The organism is Nitrobacter sp. TKz-YC02 (assembly GCF_049852135.1).
In the GTDB taxonomy this organism is placed as follows: Bacteria; Pseudomonadota; Alphaproteobacteria; order Rhizobiales; family Xanthobacteraceae; genus Nitrobacter; species Nitrobacter vulgaris.
On record NZ_CP180728.1, the window covers coordinates 3245789 to 3261901 of the forward strand.

The 16113-nt window shown below is 58.7% G+C and carries 16 protein-coding genes and 1 pseudogene; 6 read left to right on the forward strand and 11 right to left on the reverse strand.

Annotated elements, in window-relative coordinates:
- Positions 1-265: 265 nt before the first annotated feature.
- From ACM561_RS15600 to ACM561_RS15625, 6 genes are all read right to left on the reverse strand, one after another.
- Entirely contained in the window at positions 266-1216 is a 951-nt protein-coding gene (locus ACM561_RS15600) for a multicopper oxidase domain-containing protein (protein ID WP_425906205.1), read from the reverse strand.
- A 47-nt stretch (positions 1217-1263) separates the two neighbouring features.
- Entirely contained in the window at positions 1264-1620 is a 357-nt protein-coding gene (locus ACM561_RS15605; protein WP_309773287.1) for a c-type cytochrome, read from the reverse strand.
- Positions 1620-2297, reverse strand: a complete 678-nt coding sequence (locus ACM561_RS15610) for a c-type cytochrome (RefSeq protein ID WP_309773288.1) — start codon at positions 2295-2297, stop codon at positions 1620-1622. Before ACM561_RS15610 ends, ACM561_RS15605 begins: the two co-directional genes overlap by 1 nt.
- A gap of 23 nt (positions 2298-2320) precedes the next feature.
- On the reverse strand, positions 2321-3265 hold the full coding sequence (locus tag ACM561_RS15615) for a multicopper oxidase domain-containing protein (RefSeq protein ID WP_425906207.1): 945 nt from the start codon (positions 3263-3265) through the stop codon (positions 2321-2323).
- 429 nt (positions 3266-3694) lie between these two features.
- Positions 3695-4168, reverse strand: coding sequence for a tetratricopeptide repeat protein (locus ACM561_RS15620; RefSeq protein WP_425906208.1), 474 nt, complete (start codon positions 4166-4168; stop codon positions 3695-3697).
- Positions 4169-4599: 431 nt separating this feature from the next.
- Complete coding sequence (locus tag ACM561_RS15625; RefSeq protein ID WP_425906210.1) at positions 4600-5028, reverse strand: RrF2 family transcriptional regulator; 429 nt, start codon at positions 5026-5028, stop codon at positions 4600-4602.
- Between the two features lie 225 nt (positions 5029-5253).
- Between ACM561_RS15625 and ACM561_RS15630 the strand changes: the two genes are divergently transcribed.
- From ACM561_RS15630 to mnhG, 6 genes are read left to right on the forward strand one after another with little or no spacing between them, the layout of a single operon-like run.
- Positions 5254-8187: a monovalent cation/H+ antiporter subunit A gene (locus tag ACM561_RS15630; RefSeq protein ID WP_425906212.1), complete on the forward strand. Its 2934-nt coding sequence runs from the start codon at positions 5254-5256 to the stop codon at positions 8185-8187.
- Complete coding sequence (locus ACM561_RS15635; RefSeq protein ID WP_425906213.1) at positions 8187-8525, forward strand: Na+/H+ antiporter subunit C; 339 nt, start codon at positions 8187-8189, stop codon at positions 8523-8525. The genes ACM561_RS15630 and ACM561_RS15635 overlap by 1 nt, the downstream gene beginning before the upstream one ends.
- Positions 8526-8527: 2 nt before the next feature.
- Positions 8528-10135, forward strand: coding sequence for a monovalent cation/H+ antiporter subunit D (locus ACM561_RS15640; RefSeq protein ID WP_425906214.1), 1608 nt, complete (start codon positions 8528-8530; stop codon positions 10133-10135).
- Complete coding sequence (locus ACM561_RS15645; RefSeq protein ID WP_425906216.1) at positions 10132-10620, forward strand: Na+/H+ antiporter subunit E; 489 nt, start codon at positions 10132-10134, stop codon at positions 10618-10620. The genes ACM561_RS15640 and ACM561_RS15645 overlap by 4 nt, the downstream gene beginning before the upstream one ends.
- Positions 10617-10895 carry a K+/H+ antiporter subunit F gene (locus ACM561_RS15650; RefSeq protein WP_425906217.1) on the forward strand — a complete coding sequence of 93 codons (279 nt, stop codon included), beginning with the start codon at positions 10617-10619 and terminating at the stop codon, positions 10893-10895. Before ACM561_RS15645 ends, ACM561_RS15650 begins: the two co-directional genes overlap by 4 nt.
- On the forward strand, positions 10892-11296 hold the full coding sequence (mnhG, locus tag ACM561_RS15655; protein WP_425906218.1) for a monovalent cation/H(+) antiporter subunit G: 405 nt from the start codon (positions 10892-10894) through the stop codon (positions 11294-11296). Before ACM561_RS15650 ends, mnhG begins: the two co-directional genes overlap by 4 nt.
- 36 nt (positions 11297-11332) lie before the next feature.
- On the opposite strand, the gene ACM561_RS15660 is transcribed toward mnhG, so the two are convergent.
- From ACM561_RS15660 to ACM561_RS15680, 5 genes and pseudogenes are all read right to left on the reverse strand, one after another.
- Complete coding sequence (locus ACM561_RS15660) at positions 11333-11551, reverse strand: hypothetical protein (RefSeq protein WP_425906220.1); 219 nt, start codon at positions 11549-11551, stop codon at positions 11333-11335.
- Positions 11552-11632: 81 nt separating this feature from the next.
- Positions 11633-11811, reverse strand: a pseudogene (locus ACM561_RS15665) (SDR family oxidoreductase); the annotation flags it as partial.
- Positions 11812-11822: 11 nt separating this feature from the next.
- Positions 11823-12911, reverse strand: a complete 1089-nt coding sequence (locus tag ACM561_RS15670) for a lipocalin-like domain-containing protein (RefSeq protein WP_425906222.1) — start codon at positions 12909-12911, stop codon at positions 11823-11825.
- On the reverse strand, positions 12901-15363 hold the full coding sequence (locus tag ACM561_RS15675; RefSeq protein WP_425906224.1) for an FtsX-like permease family protein: 2463 nt from the start codon (positions 15361-15363) through the stop codon (positions 12901-12903). Before ACM561_RS15675 ends, ACM561_RS15670 begins: the two co-directional genes overlap by 11 nt.
- A complete protein-coding gene (locus ACM561_RS15680; RefSeq protein ID WP_425909783.1) occupies positions 15360-16013 on the reverse strand; it encodes an ABC transporter ATP-binding protein in 654 nt (217 codons plus the stop codon). The genes ACM561_RS15675 and ACM561_RS15680 overlap by 4 nt, the downstream gene beginning before the upstream one ends.
- Positions 16014-16113: the final 100 nt, after the last annotated feature.

The window sequence follows — 16113 nt, forward strand, 5'->3', positions numbered from 1 at the left end:
TAGTTAAATCCGACGCATAAACACGGCCACACTTTCCACACCAAATGCAGCGCCGCTCATATCAGCTTCGTATATTGTTACCAATGCATGAACCGGGGTACTAAATTCTCCGTTCCGAAGACCTAGCTCTGCGCTCGCGGTAATCAGAGAAGAATTGGCGCCACGGGCTGGATATACTGAGCTATTGAACAGATTTCGCCTGATTTTACGCCCTGAAAAACCTTTGGCGTGGAGCGCCGGTGACGCTCCACGCCGGAGCCCGACATCAGCGCACGAGGATCTTGTCTCCCCGGCCCATTGAGGGATCAGCCTTATTGCTGATCATAAGGATCGCGATACCGCCAGTAAGCGCAGCGCGCATAGAGTGATCCACCAGCGCATACGCGCCTTCCTTCGGTGAAATGAGGTCGAAGGTCGCCGCGTCACCCGGCGCCAAGGTATAATTCTGCATCCCAACCATCACATTCTTAGGATTGCCCGAGGGATAGACCCTGTCCCAGATGCCAGCGATCGGATGAAATCCGGAAAACTCGTTGGGACCAGCATTGACCATGTAGACGCGCACGCGCTCGCCCGGCTTGGCCTCGAGAGTTTGCGTCGCGTGTTCATCATGCACCGGGTCATACTGAAAGGGCACGGCGTTGAAGGCGTTACGCTTCCACTTGTTCGCCATCATGCTATCGACATCTTCGGGATTCTCGAACATCTGATGCTCGATCAGGACATATTCGCGGTCCGCTTTGGGCATCGCATTAGGGTCTTTCGGATCGATGATGACCACTCCGAACATGCCCCGGGCGATGTGCTGGATCATCGGATCAGATCCGCAATGATAGAAGAACACCCCTGGATGTTCCGGAACGTACGAAAAGGTCTTGGTCTCGCCGGGTTTGATCGATGCAAAATCCGTCAGAACATCCGAGCGCGCGGAGTGCATGTCGATCGAATGCGATTTCTTGTTCGCGACATCGTTTTTCAAAGTGAACTCGATGGTGTCGCCTTCTGTGGCCCGGATCACCGGACCGGGAACCTGGCCGTTGAAGGTCCAGGCCGCCACGGTGTTGCCCTGGTTATCAAGCGGGACCGTCGTTTCCTTGGCTACCAATTCGATCTTGACGGTCTTGGCCTGCGCCGTGGCAATCGCGGCGCCGAAAAGAACCATGACTGCTGCCATGCTCCCCACGATGGCGCTGTTCTTCAAATGTGCGGTGGTCATTGAAATCGTTCTCCGCTTCATGATTTGGTATGGCTTTCTTGTTGAATCTATTTGCCGCATTTGCAGACCTGCCGCAGATACTTGACTAAGCCTGTGATCTGCTCTTCGGACAGGACGTGACCCCAGGTTGGCATCAGCACAGACTTGTTGACGGCAAGCCCGCCTTCTTTGATGGCTTTGAACAGTTCATCATCTGGTGTGTCGCCCATACTTTTTGCGTCGGTGTGATCCCGCGGCTTCACGGAAAGAGCGGGCACGTTGATCCCCGTCCCGTTGCGCTGGAGGCCGTGACATTGCACGCAATAGATCCCATAAATCTGCTCGATCGACTGATCGGCATGGCTTGTCGATGACACGAGCAGCAGGACCAGACCGGCAAAAGCCGCCAACGTTTGCGTTTTCATCACTTGTCTCCTTGGCTCAATTGAACCAGGAACGCGGTCAGTCGCTGGATATCCTGATCCTTCAGATTCGACGTCGGCATCCAGATATGCGGATCGAAACGCTGCGGATCTGCGGTATAGGCGGCAATGAAATCCGCTTGCAGTCGTGCGCCGGCATCGGTCAATCGCGGCCCGGAGAGACCCCCTTCTCCTTTTTCGCCCTGGTGGCAGGCGACGCAGCCGCGAAACTTGACGAACGCAAGCGCACCCATCCGTGCACCTTTCATCTCACCCTTGAAAATGCCTGCCGGAACGAGATCTGCGGGAGCCTTCAAAGCCATCAGTGCTTCCGCAGCAGCCTCGGCATCGGCCTTCTTTAGCTTCGGGTGAGCAATGATCTTGGACGGATCGGGCACATCGTTCTTGTCGCCCTTCTTGACCATGTTGAAATACGGGTAACCGGCGGGACGTATCGGCTTGGGATCCTGCAACCAGGAAACCAGCCATTCCTTCTTGAACTTGCTACCCGCAAACCAAAGGTCGGGACCTTTGCGCGTCAGCAACCTGTCAAGCGAAGCATCGCTCGGTTTAACCAGCGCATGACAACCGGAACAGCTCTGATCAAGTTTGTCGGCGGCGCTTGCGCTGCTCAGTAATGCCGCGGTCAAGCCCGCGACGGCGAGCAAAAGCCCTTTCATGTCGACTCTCCTTTCGATTGAGTTCAGGGCGCGGGATCGCCTTTGAAGGCAGGGCTCTCGTGCATATCGAGCGGCTTCTTCATCGATTCCTCGTAGTAAAAATCGGGCACGAACTCCTTGTTCTTCCATTTGTAGAAAGACTGATCCTTCAACGGGATTTCCTCATACTCGATAGTGGTCATCATGCCGCCCATCGGAGAACTGCCATTCGTAGTGTGCTTGTCGATGTGATCGTGCACCATCCAGATGCCGGGATTGTCGGCGCGCAGAATCAGGTCATAGCGCTCACCTGGACCGAACAGGATCGTGTCGGCGAGGTAGGGATTGGGGAGGGGCCGGCCATCCTTGGCGTAAACCTCGAAGAGATGACCGTGGATGTGAATGGAATGCAGTTCGTCGCCGGCGCCGATCAGGCGGATGCGAACGACATCGCCCTCCTTGATTCGCAACGGTTGAGTATCCGGGTAAGCCTTGCCGTTGATGGTGAAGAAATCCGGCACATCACCAGGAACGCCGCCATAGCCGGGCTTCTTCGCCCAGGCTGACGCCCAACTGGAAAACATCATGATGTAATCTTTGGTGACTTCTTTCTCGACCGGCGGCGGATCTTTCGGATCGATGATAAAAGGACCCCACATGCCGCGCATGGCAACGTGCTCGTTGACGTTGACGTGACAGTGGTACCACATGGTGCCGGACGGTTCGGCCTTGAAACGATAGGTGAAAGTCTCGCCCGGAGGAATTGCCGGTTGCGTGACGTCGGGCACGCCGTCGTTCTTCCAGGTGCCGCGCTGATACAGGCCGTGCCAGTGAATCGTATGGGGCAACGTCGTCTGGTTTTCGATCTCGATCTCGACATCGTCGCCTTCCTTCACATGCAAAAGCGGCCCGGGGCTCTGGCCGTTGAACGAGAAGGCGTAGAAGGTCTGCTTGTCGACGAGCTTAAGGATCGTATCCTCGATGACCATCGAGAATTGCCTTGTTTCAGCAAGCGCCGTGCACGGACTCACGATGCACAACGAGGCACTTGCAGCGAAAATGACTTTCACGAGATGCGCGCGCAGCGCACAGCGTTGCAGGATCATGGGAATAACATGTATTTCATATTAATGTTTTTTGATAAGCTACTACCAAGGCATAGGCGACGCGGAACGTTTATCCGTCAGGCGCTCGCTCATGCTGGAGCCGCCGAAGCTGAACAGTGCTCATGACCATGACGCGCGAACCCCAACCTCGAACTGACTACCATCGATATGTGCCATCTTCAGCACCATAAAGCAATATTTAAAATTCATCTTTTAGCAGTTTGCCAAGGCTGGGAAATACACGACGATCGATCCCATCCGCTTTGTACATTTCACAGAATGCGCGACGACGCCGATTACACTGCACAACGACTACATCCCCGAGGTGCAGAGAGCTTGCAGCGTGAGTTGGCTGATGCCGACCTCCTCCGCCGCTCTCGGCATCACCGTCCATAGTCGATCGTTCCAGGTCTGATCGTTTCCCACTGTCCGCATCAAGCCTACCCATTTGACCAATGCCGGCTTTGCCTTGCCGTTTTGCAGCAGCCACTGCCCGATATAGAATCGTGCGATCAGATCGTTTGGATCACCTCTGAGCGCGAACTCAAATTCCGACTTGGCTCGATCTGAAATCATGCCATCCGCCAGCGCGAGCGCTTCCCCCAATGCAACATGAAGCACGCTGTTATCGGGATCACTCCGGATCGCGCGCTCGAGCACCGGAATGCTGAAACGAGGAAGACCTAGCTGCAGCAACGCACCACCCATGATCGCCCAGGGTTGGCTCGCATGCTCCGCAGCTAGCAGCTTCGGCAAGTCGAGCAAGCCTTCAAGCGGCATCGGCAACGTCGTGGCCGCACTGTTCAGCGGAACGGTTATGTGGTGTGTGGTGAGAGGTGATTGATGCGTGAACCAGACTGCGGCAGCTATACCGGTCGCAGCTCCGAAAACTGAGGACGCAATGTATAGCTTTAACCAGCCTCTGGAATTCTGCGTTTGAATTGCAGGTGCTTTCCTCATGCCCCGGGCCGCGGATAGATCCAATCTTCTGACTCTCGTGCAATGTGGAATAAACATGCACATAAAATGTATGTTTGTATAGTCCCAAAATTCATGTGCAACAGCGACAGACGGCAGCAGGCCGATGCACGGCGATCGGCGGTGTCCGACTTTGCTTCAAATGAGGTGATATCGCTTCAGCACTCAGGGCGCGGAGCTGAGCCGTCATGCGGCGGGCTGTTGTCGATATCCCAGGGCAATGATGGATCGCGCGCCGCTCAAGCAGCCGGTGGGACCCCGAAATCTTTCGGGTTGAGAATGAGATCGGCGAGCGTATAGCGATCGAGCGTCGTGGTGAACGCTGTCAGCGCTTCCCTCAACGGTGCTCGCAACCGGCAGCTCGACGTGATTGGACAGCGGTTATTTGAGGAAAAGCATTCCACAAGCGCGAAATCCGGCTCGGTGGCGCATAAAACGTCGCCGAGCTTGATCCGGTTCGGCCGTTTGGCAAGCATAAGCCCGCCAGATCTGCCACGTACGGCTTTGAGATAGCCCGCGCGCGTGAGCTGATTTGCCACTTTCATGAGATGGGTGCGGGAGATTCCGTAAACGCTTGCGGTCTCTTCAATCGTGACCAGCCGATCACCATGGGTGGCCGCATACATCAGCAGTCGGAGAGTGTAGTCGAAAAAGCTTGTCAATCTCATCGGGGTCTCGCCGGCGGCACATCGCGTGATTTAGCGAAAAAAGATGAACCTGTCGGACGCCTTTCGCAAGTGTCGATACGTTGCATGAGAGCGGCAGGACGGAGCGTCTCGCCAGCCTTGGAGCCCCGCGACTCGACGCCAGCTTGCCTTCGCACCTGCAAATCGACCATATCTTGTCCACGGCCGCCATCACTGTCTGGAGTTCTCGTCCCGAAAAGGTCACGAATGACGGTGCCATATGAAACGATCCTCATCGTCGTTCTCGCGCTCCCTTTCGCCGGGAGCTGTCTTGCAGCGTTCCTTCAGAGCAACGCGCGCAACGCCGAAGCGTGGCTGGCCGGTGCGATTTCGCTGATCTGTCTGGTGCTTCTGGTCGTGAGCTACCCCCATATCGTCAACGGAGGAGTCATCCGACGTACCGTTGAATGGGTGCCCGAACTCGGTCTCAATTTCTATCTGAGGATGGACGGTTTCGCCTGGGTGCTCGCCGCGCTGATCGCCAGCATCGGGTTCCTGGTGGTACTTTACGCCCGCTACTACTTGTCTCCCCAAGATCCCGTGCCGCGTTTTTTTTCGTTCCTGCTCGCCTTCATGGGAGCGATGCTTGGCATCGTCCTCTCTGGCAACCTGATCCAATTGGTTTTCTTCTGGGAGTTGACCAGCCTCTTTTCCTTTCTGCTGATCGGCTATTGGTACCAGACGGCGCAGGCGCGGGATGGCGCGCGCATGGCTCTGATTGTGACGTCGGCCGGCGGATTTTGCCTGTTCGCAGGCATACTGATCCTCGGACATATCGTCGGCAGTTACGACCTCGATCGCGTTCTCGCGTCGGGCGACAAGATTCGCGCGCATTCGCTTTACATCCCGGCGCTTGTCCTCATTCTTCTCGGAGCCTTGACGAAAAGCGCACAGTTCCCGTTCCATTTCTGGCTACCACAGGCGATGGCGGCACCGACGCCCGTTTCAGCCTATCTTCACTCCGCCACGATGGTCAAAGGTGGGGTATTTCTTCTGGTGCGGCTCTGGCCTGCGCTGGGCGGAACGAACGAGTGGCTGTGGCTCGTGGGTTCGGCGGGACTTATCAGTTTCATACTTGGAGCGTTCATTGCTCTTTTCCAGCAGGATCTTAAAGGGCTGCTCGCCTACTCGACCATCAGTCACCTCGGGCTCATCACTCTGCTCATCGGTCTCGATTCACCGCTCGCACAAGTCGCCGCCATCTTTCACCTCATGAACCATGCGACGTTCAAGGCGTCGTTGTTCATGGCGGCCGGGATCATCGACCACGAAACCGGCACCCGCGACCTGCTCCGCCTGAGCGGCCTGCGGCGCTTCATGCCGATCACGGCAACGCTCGCGATGGTCGCTGCCGCCGCCATGGCTGGCGTCCCGTTGCTGAACGGCTTCTTGTCCAAGGAGATGTTTTTCGCCGAGACAATCGAGACTCACGACAACTCGTTGCTGGATCAGGCGTTGCCCTATATCGTCACCATGGCAAGCATGTTCACGGTCGCTTACTCGCTGCGGTTCATAGCCGAAGTATTTTTCGGTCCCCCACCGCGAGAGTTGTCACGCACACCGCATGAGCCGCCGTTCCTAATGCGCTTTCCCGTCGGGCTCCTGGTCCTTGCCTGTCTCCTCGTTGGCATTGTGCCCAGCCTTACAATCGGTCCCCTGCTCCGAACCGCGCTCCACGCTGTCCTCGGCGACGCTATTCCCACGTACAGCCTTGCAATCTGGCACGGCTTTACTCCCGAGTTCCTGATGAGCTTGGTCGCGATTTCCGGCGGCGTGGGTATCTATTTGACGTTCAGGTCATATCTGCTCGTTGCTGAAGGACCGCCACTGCTGCGGTATATTCAAGGTCAGCGCATTTTCGACCACGTACTCGTCGCCGTCTCGTGGCAGTTCGCAAGACGGTTAGAAGAGTTGCTTGGCACGCGCCGCTTGCAGCCACAGTTGCGGCTGCTGTTCTGCGGGGCTTTGCTGGTTGGCCTGGCGCCGATGTTCGCTCACGGCATCGAGTTTGGAGGAGAGGCGCGAACGTCATTCGATGTCGCATTCGCGCTGATCTGGGCTATCGGATGCGCCTGTGCGCTGGCCGCGGCTTACCAGGGCAAATTCCATCGCTTTGCGGCTCTCATTTTCGTAGGCGGCGCGGGTCTGGTGACGTGTGTCAGCTTCGTTTGGCTGGCCGCGCCTGATCTCGCACTGACCCAGCTGGTGGTCGAGACCGTCACCACTGTATTGCTCCTTCTCGGGCTGCGTTGGCTGCCGAAACGCATCGAGAAATTTTCCGCGGCCGACGCGCCGGAACGCGATTCCAGTTGGCGCCGGTTCCGCGACATCGGCATCGCGACCGCGTTCGGAACCGGTTTGGGGGCGCTGGCCTACGCAGTCATGACACGAGCGGAGCCTGACAGCATCGCACGGTTCTTTGTCGAGAACGCATACGCGCTAGGCGGTGGGACCAACATTGTAAATGTCATCCTCGTAGACTTTCGCGCGTTCGACACGTTCGGCGAGATCACCGTTCTCGGCATCGTCGCGCTGACCGTCTATGCATTGCTGCGGCGATTTCGGCCTGCGGCCGAAAGCATTTCCGTGCCAGAGCAACAGCACAGTCAAGATCTCTACGATGAGGCTGAACCCACTCGTGAGAAGGGTGACACGCTCAAGAGCGCGATGACCATTCCTCGGCTCATGATGGCGATGCTTTTCCCAGTGACTTGCACGACCGCGATTTTCCTCCTTTTGCGGGGGCACGACCTGCCCGGGGGGGGATTTGTCGCGGGCATCACGATGGCCGTAGCATTCATTCTCCAGTACGTCGCTCGCGGAACCACCTGGACGGAGGCACATCTACGCATTCTGCCTGTGCACTGGATGGGCGCGGGCCTACTCATAACAGCCTGCGTGGGAGCGGCCGCCTGGTTGTTCGAACGGCCTTTCCTGAGTTCGTCGTTCTCATACCTCGAAGTTCCCTGGATCGGCTCGATTCCCGTGGCGAGCGCACTACTGTTCGACATCGGCGTATTTGCATTGGTCGTCGGCGCCACCGTCCTCATGTTGATCGCGATCGCGCATCAGACCGTGCGCAGTCATCGGACGCCTTCCAGCCGTGCGTCCGCCGTCTCTCCAACGGCTGAGGTGGGGTAGTGGAGATCGTACTTGCTATTGGTATCGGCGTGCTTGCGAGTTCCGGCGTTTGGTTGCTGCTTCGACCGCGCACGTTTCAGGTGATCATCGGCCTGTCATTGCTCTCTTATGCGGTCAATCTTTTCATCATCGCGATGGGGCGGCTTAAAATCGGCGCCGCGCCGATCCTGGGGACGCATGCATCTGATGACATCACCAGCCTACCGGATCCGTTACCACAAGCCCTCGTTCTCACGGCGATCGTCATCAGCTTCGCGACCACTGCGCTATTTCTGGTCGTGCTGCTCGCATCCCGCGGACTGACAGGAACCGACCACGTCGACGGACGGGAGCCGTAGTCGTGAACCATCTGATGATCGCGCCGATCGTGCTGCCGTTGTTCACCGCCGCGATCATGTTGGCTCTTGGAGGAGAGCAGCGCCGCAACGTCGGCGCCGCACTTAATATCGTGACGACGTTCGGGCTGGTGGCGATTTCCATCATACTCCTGCGCGCCGCCGATGTTGCTCCGACGGGCGTCGCGGGCGTCTATCGCCTGGGCGACTGGCCCGCTCCCTTCGCCATCGTACTCGTTGTGGATCGGCTGGCCACGCTCATGCTGCTGCTAACCAGTCTCCTCGCAGCGGCGGCGGCTGTATTCTCTCTGGCGCGCTGGCATCGCGCGGGGGTGCTGTTCCATCCCTTGTTTCAGCTCCTGCTGATGGGAATCAACGGTGCTTTCCTCACTGGCGATCTCTTCAACCTGTTTGTTTTCGTCGAGGTTCTGCTTGCGGCTTCCTACGGTTTGGCGCTGCACGGCTCGGGAACGGCCAGGGTCAAGGCCGGGTTACATTATATCGTTGTCAACCTCGCGGCGTCGCTGCTGTTTCTGATCGGCGTCAGCCTGATCTACGGCGTGACCGGCACGCTCAACATGGCGGATCTGGCCACACGCATTCCGGCGGTCAGCGCGGCGGACCGCGGACTGCTGGAGGCAGGAGCGGGCATCCTTGGCATTGCGTTTCTCGTCAAGGCCGGAATGTGGCCGCTGTGCTTTTGGCTCCCAAGCACCTATGCGGCCGCGCCGCCGCCTGTAGCGGCGATTTTCGCCGTCCTGACGAAGGTCGGCGCCTACCTCGTGCTGCGGCTATCGCTGCTGTTGTTCGGTGATGATTCGGAAGCGTCGGCGCAATTTGGCGATCATTTGCTGCTGCTGGGAGGCATGGCGACCCTGGCGTTCGGTGCGATCGGGAGCCTCGCGTCGCAGGACATGGCGCGACTCGCCGCCTTTTCGGTGCTGGTATCGTCGGGCACAATACTGGCCGCCATCGGTTTGGGACAAGTGAGCGTGACTGGCGCCGCCCTCTTCTACCTCATCAGCTCGACACTCGGCCTGGGTGCTTTTTTTCTCCTGATCGAACTGGTCGAGCGTGGCCGCGAACCGGGTGCTGACGTGCTTGCGGTAACCCGGGAACTCTATGGCGATGAGGATGATTCCGAGATTTTGCCGGAAACCGGAATTGCGATCCCGGCGACGATGGGCATCCTTGGTGTGGCTTTCATCGGCTGCGCCGTCGTCATTTCGGGCTTGCCGCCCCTCTCCGGCTTCGTCGCTAAATTCGCGATCCTGACGGCCGCCTTCCACTCTCCGATCGGCGCCCTCTCCCCTGCCACATGGATTTTCCTTTTGCTGTTGATCGTTTCAGGACTTGCGGCGCTGATCGCCATGACGCGCGCCGGCATCCGTTCGTTCTGGGCTTCGCCGGACCGCACCATACCGCGCGTCCGCCTTATCGAAATGGTGCCTGTTGCGACCCTCTTGCTGCTTTGCGCAATTCAAACGGTTAAGGCGGGTCCGGTTATGCGATTCATGCAGGCGACGGCGCAATCGCTGCATGCTCCTCACCACTATGTCCGGGGAGTTCTGGATTCTCCGATCAAGCCCGACGACTCAAGAGGGCCGACATGACCCGCCTGCTGCCGTTCCCCATAGTTAGCGCCAGTCTTCTTGCTTTCTGGCTACTGCTCAATCAGACGCTTTCGCCGGGGCACATTCTTTTAGGCAGCGCCGTGGCCATTATCGGTGGATGGGGGCTCGCAGCATTGCAGCCGCCGAAAACGCATCCGCGGCGGCCGGATCGGATCCTCCTTCTCGCCGCTCTCGTCTTCGTCGATGTCGTGAAGTCCAATATCGCCGTCGCCCGCATCATCCTCGGGACGAAACGAAAAGAAAGGACTGCGGGCTTTGTGGAAATCCCGCTTGAACTTCGCGACCCTTATGGGCTGGCGGCGCTCGCTTGCATCATCACATCGACGCCGGGGACGCTATGGGTGGACTTCAACGAAGCAAGCGGCATCTTGACCATCCATGTCCTTGACCTGGTCAATGAATCCGAATGGATCGGCCTTATCAAGGAGCGTTACGAACGGCGGCTGATGGAGATCTTCACATGAGCATGACGCTCGCCTGGTCGGTCACCACGGCACAGATCCTGCTGGGCTGCGCGATGGCATGCGCCGCCTTCCGCATCCTCCGAGGGCCAAGGGCGCAGGATCGCGTCATCGGCTTCGATAGCCTGTATGTAAATGCGATGCTGCTGCTTCTCACCTTCGGCATAAGAACAGGCAGTACGCTATACTTCGAAGCAGCCCTGATCATCGCGCTGCTTGGATTCGTAAGCACTGTGGCCCTTGCCAAATTCCTGCTTCGCGGGGAGGTTATCGAGTGAGTGCAGCAGGCGAACTTTCTGCGCTGCCAGCCGTCCTGACGTCGGTTTTCCTGGTCAGCGGAGCTGCGGTCACGTTGGTTGGCTCGCTCGGCCTGCTACGCCTCCGGACCTTTTACGAACGGGTCCACGCGCCCACCCTGGGGACCACTTTGGGAACAGCCTTCATCGCCATCGCGTCGATGATCTACTTCTCCGCGCTAGGAACGCGTCCGGTCCTGCATGAACTGCTTATCATTGTCCTCATCCTCACAACGACCCCGATCGGCCTGATGATTCTGGTCAATGCTGCACTTTTTCGGGATAAATCCGAAAACGACGGAGCGCTTCAGCGAAATGCAAAAGACGGCATCGCTGGTCCGTTGTTGGACAAGGGAGCGCCGCAAGAGCCCCGCGCGGAGTGAGCATATAAAAGATGCAGGGCATCCCGCGTCGGCAGCCTAGGAGATTTCGGTCGAAAGTTCCCGGTCGGACCGGTGCTCAAGGTCTTCGTTCACCTGCTTGACGTAAAGACCACGCTGCAACACCTGAACTTTCCGGTGATCCGAGACGGGGATATTCGTAATCAGACCTGAGTGCAGCGCTCGCCTCCATGCCTCAAGCTCGGTGGGCGCGGCTGCACCGATGCGTTGATCCTGATAGAATAAAGCGTATACCATTGTTCTTTCCCTCTCTCCTGCGAACTAACAACGCTCAGGAAGGAAAATCGTCTCCTCGCACCGCCGTCGCCTCATTCACTTTCAGATGAAAGGTCTACCCCCGGTCACCGCCACGGTGGTGCCGGACGTATAGCTCGAGGGCGGATCAGCCAGCATGACATAGGCGTTGCCAGTTTGGCGGGCTACCCGGAGCGCTTCATCGGAACCTGCTTGCCAAAGTCGGTCACGACCTCCTCCGGCATGGTCAAGGGAATCAAGGGGGCATTTTCGATCAATAACCTGTCATTTCGAGATACCCGACACCATGGTGGGTGCCGGTGAAGCTCACCGGGCCTTCCCAATAGGAAAAACGCGTCCCCATCCAGCTCTTTGGATTCAGCGGGACCGTTTCGATCGTCAGTGCCCGATCGCGAACGACGATACGCCAGCTTGTCGGCAGCATGCGATCCGCGACTTCGGTTGTGACTGTCGGAATCATATCAATGGACCTGGAAGCGAGCGCAACCGACCGCCCATCCAATCCGATCCAGTTACCCGTAAGGTATGGCGGACCTTGGGCTTGCCGTAGGCGATACAGCATCAGCTTTTCGCCGGTCTCAAGGTGCAGCGAGAACCAGTCCCATCCTGTCTGATCGGAGGCCAGCGGCTGGCTGCTCCATTCGCGGTCCATCCAGGCCTGTCCGGTAACATTGACGGGCTTGCCGTCGATCGTGACGGTCCCCGCCGCCGTGAAATGCGGCTGACTGTAATAGTAGGACGCCTGCCCGCGTTCGGATTTCACGCTGTAGCCGGCCTCGCCCTGGAGCACGAGAGCTCTGTCTGCCTCAAGCCTCAGCGCATAACTGAACTCTGCACTCGATGCCTTGACCTCAAGCGGCGCGACGTTCATCGCCGACATACGATCGACCCCGCGCATTTGCCATGAATCGATCCAGCCGTGAAAGGGGTCCGCTTCTACGCCGGCCTGGCCTACGCCGCCGCGTGCAAACGCTTCGCTATAGCGATGCGTATCGGCGCGGGTTACGGCGGCATGACCCATCCAGACTTGCTGGTTCGCCCAACCTTCGCGTTGCGGTCCTGGCTGAATCGCCTGGCGAAACAACGTCCACTGCACGCCGAGTGCATGGCCGGCGCTGTCTTTGAGATTGGCGGTGAGATACCACCATTCGATGCGGTAATCCGGATGCGGACCGTGATCGTGTGGAAATTCGAAACTCTTGCCGGTTACCACCGAAGCAAATCCGGAAGCATCACCACCAAGTCCAGCGAAGTTCTGAGCCAGCGAGGTTCTTCGCCCGAAACCGAGAACGGCAAGCCCCGTCGCAAACGCGCGGCGTGAGATTTTTGCACTAGCGCTCATTGGCAAAGATCCTGATCAGCACCGCTGGTGGTATGCGCATCAGCCGGACGATCGGAATCAGCGTCGCCAGCAGCGACGCAAGCATCGCCACGCCGAGAAGTTCGGCGAGATGCAGCGGAAAGACATGGAACGGAAGACGCCAGCCAAATGCTCTGACGTTGACCACCGCAATCAGGCACCACGCCACTAGCAAGCCGAGCGGCAGCGCCAGCATCGCGGTGATAAACGCAATGGACATCGTCTTGAGAAGCTCAATGCCGGCCAGCTGCCGCCTTGTCACTCCAAGCGCCCACAACGGCGCCAGTTGCGGAAGACGGGAACTGCTGAGGGTCAGCAGGCTAGTAAGCAACGCAACTCCGGCGACACCAAGCGTAAACGTGTTCAGTGCGGCGGTCACCGCGAAGGTGCGGTTGAAAATCCCTGTCGATTCCATCTTCAGCGTCGATTGATCGGAGAGGCGGCTTTCGTCGAGATGAAATGCCTTGCGCATGTCATCGATCAACGGCCCGATCTTGCCGGGGGTCACGCGCAAGCCGAACCGAGTCCGCGGCAGATCTGGAAATCGGTCTGTGAAGGCGTCGATATTGACGGCGATCTGCCCTTTAGCATTACCGTAATCGGCGTAGATGGCTGCGATACGCAGGGACCAGATGCCACTGGGAGTACTGAGGTCGAGTCGGCCACCAAGCCGTAGTTTCAGTCTCCGTGCCAACTGCTCACTCACGAGGGCACCCTCGCCTGACTTGACGTCATCCCACGCATTCGACCGCGACTCCAACAATGGCCAACGGTCGCGATAGGTGGCGTGATCGGCGAGGCCAAGAACCTCCACCGGCCAGCCCCCGATCTCGATCTCCGCGCGGCCGCTCGGCAGGATGGCAGTGACCTCCGGCCGCGAGCGCAGCCTTGCTTCAATATCGCGAGCCTGGGCATCATTGAAGGCGTTCACATAGACGTCCGCGGCGAGCCGGCCGTCCAGCCATGCGGCGAAGGTCTTACTGAAACTCTCCACCATGGTTCCGACGCCGACGTTAACCGCGAGCGCGAGCAACAAGGCCATCAGTGCCAGCGACAGTCCGGGCAATTGTTGGCGGCTGTCCGCCCAGAACCACATCACAAGCGGCTGCCGTGAGCTTCGCTCGCCGATACGCAGGACGACTTCGAGCAGCACAGGGAGCGCAAGCGCGGCGCCTAGCAGCAGCGCCGCAAGCACCGCGAATCCCGAGATCAGCGAGCCGCCGACTAACAGAACGGTGATTGCCGCGACAAGCATCGCGACGGCCATGACGCCTTGATAGCCCAGCCATCGCCGCTGTGATTGCTGCCATGCATACGGTTGCGCCATCGCAAGAACCGAAAGACGGATGACTTTCAGGAGGCTTGTCGCCGACGCAGCCAATGTACCGGCGGCGCTCATTGCCAGGCCTGCGATCCACCATTCGGGTCTGAGAGCCAGCGCCCCGGAGACCCGCGCGCCATACAGCCCGTGCAGGCTCGCGGCGACATTGGGCAGTAACGCCGCGGCGATCAGATATCCGCAGACCAATCCGACCAGGCCGCCGGCGCTGGCCAGGACCAGCAGCTCGATGAGCACCACACCGTTCAACTTCCGGGACGATACGCCGCAAGCGCGCAGGGTCCGCAGCATCGGCATGCGCTGCTCGAAAGCCAAGCCGACCGCCGAATAGACGATAAAGAGCCCAACAAGAAACGATAGCAGCCCGAAGGCCGACAGATTGAGATGAAAGCTATCGGTCAGACGTTCAAGATCGGTTTCGGCGTCCGCCGCGACATACCTGAGCATGTCGCCAGTGACCGCCTCAAGCGGCGGCGGCTGGCTGCGCGTGTTGCCAATCAACAGACGCGAGAGCCGGCCTTGCAGGTGAAGAATGCTTTGGGCCAATCCGATATCGACGATCACGACACCCGGTGCGAGCTGGGCGTGAATCTTGAGCGGCGGCAATAGTGCGCCATCATCTGTGAGCAAGACCGCACCTTCCGTCCCGGTCAGCGCGATCAATGTCTCCGGCGCGACCAAAGTCTCACCAGGAGGCCCGATGAACGATTTCAGATCCGCCGCGCCGATCGCCGGGATCGACCCTGCTTGCGTTGGAAACGTTACTGGCTCGATTCCCAGCAGACGCAATGACCTTCCCTGAATGCGAATTCGTCCTTCGATGACAGGTGAGACTTGCCATCCCGCCCGCCGGAGATCGACGAAAAGCTGCTGAGAAAATGTGGAGTCACGCTGTCCGACCAGCATCGCAGGTCGAGAGCCGCCAAAGACCGCCGCGGCCCGATCGTAGCTGGTACGAGCCTGCTGGTTCAATGCCTCCACGCCGCTCCACAGTGCCGTCGCGGAGATCAGGCCTACCATGAGTGTCGTCAGTTGCAGCGGATGCCGGCACCAATGGCTGAACAGAACCGCAAGGATCCAATACCCTTGCTTCACGAAATCAGTCCAGCGCTCAGTCGAACTGTCCGGTCCAGCTTCGCGGCAAGCCGTGTGCTGTGCGTCGCCATGAGAAAAGCGCATCCGGTCCGTTTGACGAGATCAAGCGCGATATCCGTGACGTCGTCGGCCGTCGTCTCATCGAGGTTTCCGGTCGGTTCGTCAGCAAGAAGCAGAGGCGGCCTGACCGCAAGCGCGCGCCCGATTGCAACCCGCTGTTGTTGGCCGCCTGAGAGTTGTTCAGGATATCGTTTCAGCAGATTGCCAAGGCCCAACCGATCGACAAGTTCGTTTTGCCATTGGCTGTCATGGCGACCGGCGAGACGCGACTGAAAAGCTAGGTTATCGGCGACGGTTAGAGAAGGGATCAGGTTGAACTGCTGAAAAATCAATCCGAGCCGGTCCCGGCGGATCGCCGCACGGCCCCCGTCCGCCAGTGCAGTCACCTCGGTGGCATCAAGCCGGATTGAGCCACCGTCCGCCTCATCGAGACCCGCAATCAGGTGCAGCAAGGTACTCTTGCCGCTTCCCGATTCCCCGGTCAGCGCAACGCTTTCACCGGCGCTAACGTGCACGCAGACCCCGCGAAGAACGGCGATCTGTTCCTGCGCCGAACGATAGGTTTTGGTCAGGTTCTGGATATCCAGCATCGGAGCTCTTGGAATGTCATCGCCGTGTCGTCCGTCATGGACGAAAAGGTCGACCATCGTGAACGCCATCCCTTTTCTGGTCACATAGGTCTTGACGCTG